A 3,234-nucleotide genomic window follows, 5' to 3' on the forward strand; every position below is an offset into this window, starting at 1 on the left:
CCCCCCCGCCACAAGAGCTTCCTTGCTACAGGTAACTGTTCATTTTTTTTAAGATCCCCTCGCCCCAGGTAGTTGTTCACTTTTCATACAAGAGGTCCCATGCCCAACCGCGCTCCGCTCGACGCCGTCACCGCCCGCTGGCTTCCGTGGGTCGTGGCAATCGCTTTCTTCATGCAGTCCCTGGACGGGACCATCCTCAACACCGCCCTGCCTGCCATGGCCAGCGACCTGGCGGAAAACCCGCTGCGCATGCAAGGCGTGATCATCGCCTACATGCTCACCGTGGCCCTGCTGATCCCGGCCTCGGGCTGGATCGCCGACCGCTTTGGCACCAAGAAGATTTTCTTCGGCGCGATCCTGCTGTTCAGCTTCGGCTCGTTGCTGTGCGCCTTGTCCAATTCGTTGAGCATGCTGATCGGCGCGCGGGTCATCCAGGGCCTGGGCGGTGCGCTGATGTTGCCGGTGGGCAGGCTGGTAGTTCTACGGGCTTACCCGCGTTCGGAGCTGGTGCGGATCATGGGTTTCATCACCATCCCCGGTCTCCTCGGCCCGCTGATCGGCCCGACCATGGGCGGCTGGATGGTCGAGTACATGACTTGGCACTGGATTTTCATCATCAACCTGCCGGTGGGCGTGATCGGTTGCTACGCGGTCTGGAAATTCATTCCGGACCTGCGCGGCAGCGAGCGCACGCGGTTCGATGGGCTGGGGTTCCTGCTGTTCGGCGCGGCGATGGTCTTGATCACCATTGCCATGGAAGGCCTGGGGGAACTGCATCTGCCGCACCTGCGGGTGATGTTGCTGCTGTTCGGCGGCATGGCCTGCCTGGCGGCGTACTGGCTGCGAGCCGGGCACGTCGAGAATGCGCTGTTCCCACCGTCGCTGTTCAAGACCCGGACCTTCGCGGTGGGCATCCTCGGCAACCTGTTCGCGCGCCTGGGCAGCGGCGCCCTGCCGTTCCTGGTGCCGTTGCTCTTACAAGTGGCGCTGGGCTATTCACCGTCCCAGGCGGGGATGAGCATGCTGCCCCTGGCGGCGGCGGCGATGGTCGCCAAATCCCTGGCCCGACCGCTGATCGAACGCTTCGGCTATCGCATCATCCTCACTGCCAACACCCTGGCCCTGGGCGTGATGCTGGCGAGCATGGGCCTGGTCAGCGAGCAGACGCCGTACTGGCTGTTGTTGGCTCATCTGGCGGTGCTGGGAGCAATCAACTCGCTGCAATTCACCGCGATGAACACCGTGACCCTGATCGACCTGGACGACGCCAGCGCCAGCAGCGGCAACAGCTTGCTGTCGGTGGTGGCACAACTGTCCCTGAGCCTCGGTGTGGCCTGCGCCGGCGCCCTGCTCGGCGGCTTTACCGCCCAGGTCGGCAATGATGGCGTGGACACGGTGCTGGGCGCGTTCCAGCTGACGTTCGTAACGGTGGGGATCATGGCAATGCTGGCGGCGACGATCTTTTCCCAGTTGTCGAAGCAGGACGGACGGCGGGTGAAGCGGCCGGACGAGCATATCGAGCACTAGATGGGACTCACGCAGCTTTAGGGCTCTGAGGGCATTTAGAGCTTTTGTGGCGAGGGAGCTTGCTCCCGCTCGGCTGCGCAGCAGACGCAATCCAGGCGACACGAATTTCCAGGGACACCGTGTTGGCCGGTTTTGGGGGCGCTTCGCACCCCAGCGGGAGCAAGCTCCCTCGCCACAGGGGAATCTTTCCGCTTCGGAACTGCGCCACAGCTCGTCCAGAACTTTCGAAGAAAGTGGCACCAGGCTGCTACACTGCGCGACATTTTGTTTTGCAGGCCAGTCCCGTGACCACCATTGCCACCGCTTTTAATACTTTGCCGCTGTCCGCCGCCATGCTGGCTAACCTCGAATCACTCGGTTATGCCCAGATGACGCCGATCCAGGCGCAAAGCTTGCCGGTGATCCTCAAGGGTATGGACCTGATCGCCCAGGCCAAGACCGGCAGCGGCAAGACCGCGGCATTCGGCATCGGCCTGCTGAACCCGATCAACCCGCGCTTCTTTGGCTGTCAGGCCTTGGTGATGTGCCCGACCCGTGAGCTGGCCGACCAGGTCGCCAAGGAAATCCGCCGGCTGGCCCGCGCCGAAGACAACATCAAGGTCCTGACCTTGTGCGGCGGCGTGTCCTTCGGCCCGCAGATCGCCTCCCTCGAACACGGTGCCCACATCATCGTCGGCACGCCGGGGCGCATCCAGCAGCACCTGCGCAAGGGTTCGCTGGTGCTCGACGGCCTCAATACGCTGATCCTCGACGAAGCCGACCGCATGCTCGACATGGGCTTTTACGACGCCATCGAAGACATCATCCAGCAGACCCCGGAACGCCGCCAGACCCTCCTGTTCTCAGCCACTTATCCGGTGGGCATCAAGCAGCTGTCGTCCAAGTTCATGCGTAACCCGCAGCAGGTCAAGGCCGAGGCGCTGCACTCCGACGCCCAGATCGAGCAGCGCTTCTACGAGATCTCCCCCGAGGAGCGCATGGACGCGGTGGTCAAGGTGCTGGCGCATTTCCGCCCGGCCTCCTGCGTGGCGTTCTGCTTCACCAAGCAGCAGGTCCAGGAAACCGTCGATCACCTGACGTCCAAGGGCATCTCTGCCGTCGGCCTGCACGGTGACCTGGAACAGCGCGACCGCGACCAGGTCCTGGCGATGTTCGCCAACCGCAGCACCTCGGTCCTCGTCGCCACCGACGTGGCCGCCCGTGGCCTGGATATCGATGCGCTGGACATGGTGATCAACGTCGAGCTGGCCCGAGACTCGGAGATTCATATCCACCGCGTCGGCCGCACCGGTCGCGCCGGAGAGAAAGGCATCGCCATCAGCCTGGTGGCGCCGTCCGAAGCCCATCGCGCCCAGGCCATCGAGCAACTGCAGAAGTCGCCGTTGAGCTGGGACCAGTTGGACAACCTCAAGCCCCAGGGCGGCGGTCCGCTGCTGCCGGCCATGAGCACCCTGTGCATCGGTGCCGGACGCAAGGACAAGGTCCGCCCCGGCGACATCCTCGGCGCCCTGACCGGCGAGGCCGGCATCCCTGGCGCGCAGGTGGGCAAGATCGCGATTTTCGATTTCCAGGCCTATGTGGCGGTGGAACGCGGGATCGCCAAACAGGCCTTGCAGCGCCTGAACGATGGCAAGATCAAGGGACGCTCGTTGCGGGTGCGGATCCTCTGACCGATAGACAAACAGAAAATGAAACTGTGGGAGCGAG

At 63.8% G+C, this 3,234-nt stretch carries 2 protein-coding genes; both read left to right on the forward strand.

Annotated elements, in window-relative coordinates; translation table 11 throughout:
• Nucleotides 1–99 precede the first annotated feature (99 nt).
• Nucleotides 100–1,527 carry a multidrug transporter subunit MdtD gene (gene mdtD, locus ACE04F_RS20400; RefSeq protein ID WP_486109486.1) on the forward strand — a complete coding sequence of 476 codons (1,428 nt, stop codon included), beginning with the start codon at nucleotides 100–102 and terminating at the stop codon, nucleotides 1,525–1,527.
• A 332-nt stretch (nucleotides 1,528–1,859) separates the two neighbouring features.
• Nucleotides 1,860–3,197, forward strand: coding sequence for an ATP-dependent RNA helicase DbpA (gene dbpA / locus ACE04F_RS20405; RefSeq protein WP_305501161.1), 1,338 nt, complete (start codon nucleotides 1,860–1,862; stop codon nucleotides 3,195–3,197).
• The last annotated feature ends 37 nt before the right edge of the window (nucleotides 3,198–3,234 follow it).

Source organism: Pseudomonas sp. AGC41, assembly GCF_057334555.1.

Coding starts and splice junctions, on each gene's coding strand:
- mdtD (WP_486109486.1), top strand. CDS start 100: ATGCCCAACCGCGCTCCGCTCGACGCCGTCACCGCCCGCTGGCTTCCG.
- dbpA (WP_305501161.1), top strand. CDS start 1,860: ATGCTGGCTAACCTCGAATCACTCGGTTATGCCCAGATGACGCCGATC.